Annotated in this window: 1 protein-coding gene; it reads right to left on the bottom strand. The window is 70.3% G+C overall.

Annotated elements, in window-relative coordinates; translation table 11 throughout:
* Positions 1-2,203 (bottom strand): non-ribosomal peptide synthetase (locus ACWCRA_RS35195; RefSeq protein WP_451069478.1); only part of this gene is annotated, 2,203 nt, incomplete at its 3' end.
* Positions 2,204-2,237: the final 34 nt, after the last annotated feature.

Below are 2,237 nucleotides of genomic sequence, written 5' to 3'. Positions count from 1 at the left end.
CCGAAACACCACCAACCCCCGACGACACCACCCCACCCACACCCCGAGCCACCCCCGCCAACCCCGCCACCGACTGACACTGAAAAACCTCACGGGGTGTGATGACCAGACCGGCTTCACGGGCACGGCTCACCAGCTGGATCGACAGAATGCTGTCGCCCCCGAGATCGAAGAATCCGTCGTCGACACCCACGCGGGGCAGACCCAGCACATCGGCGAAGAGGCCGCAGAGGATCTCCTCGCGAGCAGTCCGGGGTGCCTGGTCGGTGACCGCGGCGGTGAAGTCCGGAGCGGGCAGGGCCTCGCGGTCGAGCTTGCCGTTGACGGTGAGCGGGAGCCGGTCCAGTACCACGACGGCCGCCGGGACCATGTGGTCCGGCAACTCCTCGCCGACCCCATGGCGCAGACCGGCAGCGTCCACCTCCGCGCCCGGCTCCGGGACGACATAGCCGACGAGACGCTTGTCGCCGGGCCGGCCGACGGTGCCGTCGACGCCATCGACGCTCTCGGAAGGGTCGGTACGGTCGGTGCGGGCCAGGACGGCGGCCTGGGCGACGCCCTCCTGGCGCAGCAGCGCGGCCTCGATCTCCCCCGGCTCGATCCGGAAACCCCGCACCTTGACCTGGCCGTCCGCGCGCCCGAGATACTCCAGATTCCCGTCCGCGCACCAGCGCACCAGATCCCCGGTCCGATACATCCGCGCACCGGCAGGACCGTACGGATCGGCGACAAACCGCTCCGCCGTCAGCCCCGCCCGACCCACATACCCCCGGGCCAGGCCCGCACCCGCCGCGTACAGCTCACCCGCGACACCGACCGGCACCGGACGCAGCCCGGCGTCCAGCACATACACACGGGTGTTGCCGACAGGCCGGCCGATCGGCACCGTGCGGCCTTCCGCGAGGCCACCGGGCGGGATGCGATAGTGCGTGGTGAAGGTGGTGTTCTCCGTGGGTCCGTAGCCGTTGACCACGCCGAGCCCCGGACACGCGGCCATGACGCGGCGCACGGCGTCGGGGTCGACCACATCGCCCCCCACCCACAGCTCCCTCACGGCGGCCAGGGAGGAGGGGTCCTCCCGCGCGATGAGATGGAAGAGGCCCGCGGTGAGCCAGAGGCCGGTGACCCCGGCCCGGCTGGTCAGCCGCTCCAGCTCGGCCGCGTCCGGGGTGCCCGGCGGGGCCACCACCACTTCACCGCCGGAGAGGAGAGGGGTCCAGATCTCATAGGTGGAGGCGTCGAAGGAGTGCGGTGAGTGGAAGAGGACACGGTGGTGGTCGCCCTCCTTCCAGCCGCTGTCCCGTGCGAGATGGACGACCGCCGAGTGGGTGACGGCCACTCCCTTGGGCTCACCCGTTGAGCCGGAGGTGTACATGACGTAGGCGAGCCGCCGGGAATCGCCGACGACACCGGGGAAGGACTCCGCGTCGGGGGCCGCCGGCTCCGCGCACTCGGCGACGTCGATCGACCGCACCCGCTCCGGCAGCCGGACGCGCTCCCGTGCGGTGGCATCGGTCAGTACCCACCGGGTGCCGGTCTCATTCAGCAACCGCCGCCTGCGCGGCTCCGGATCGCGGACGTCCAGCGGCAGATAGGCGCCGCCGGCCTTCAGCACCGCGAGGAAGGAGACAAGAACGCTGGGCGAGCGTTCCAGCAGGACGCCGACGATGTCCTCGGCGCCCACTCCCGCCTCGGCCAGCCGGCCCGCCAGGCGCGACGCCCTCAGGTCCAGTTCCCGGTAGGTGAGCACCTCGTCGTCCGAGCGGACCGCGACCGCGAGCGGGGTACGGGCGACCTGGTCGGCGAAGCACTGGTGAAGGCTCTTCACCGCCTCGGGGAGCGGCCGTTCCGTACGGTTCCACTCGGTCAGCAGCAGCCCGCGCTCCTGTTCCGAGAGCACATCGATTCCGTTGACGGGCTGGTCGGGGTCGGCGGCCACGGCCTCCAGCACACGGACGAAACGGGCCGCTATCCCCTCGGCGGTCCCCCGGTCGAAGAGATCACTCGCGAACTCCAGATAACCGTCGATACCAGCCGGAACACCATCAGCACCGAAACGCTCCGCCATTCCCACCGACAGATCGAACTTCGCCACCCCACCCGAAACAATCTCCGTCTCCACCCGCAAACCAGGCAACTCCACCACCGGACGCGGATCACCCTGAAGCGTGAACAACACCTGGAACAACGGATGCCGCCCCATCGAACGCACCGGATTCAACACCTCAACCAACCGC

It is taken from the genome of Streptomyces sp. NPDC001889 (genome assembly GCF_053594535.1).
Note: the sequence above shows the minus strand (reverse complement) of the source record. Positions and strands in the feature narration are given on the sequence as shown.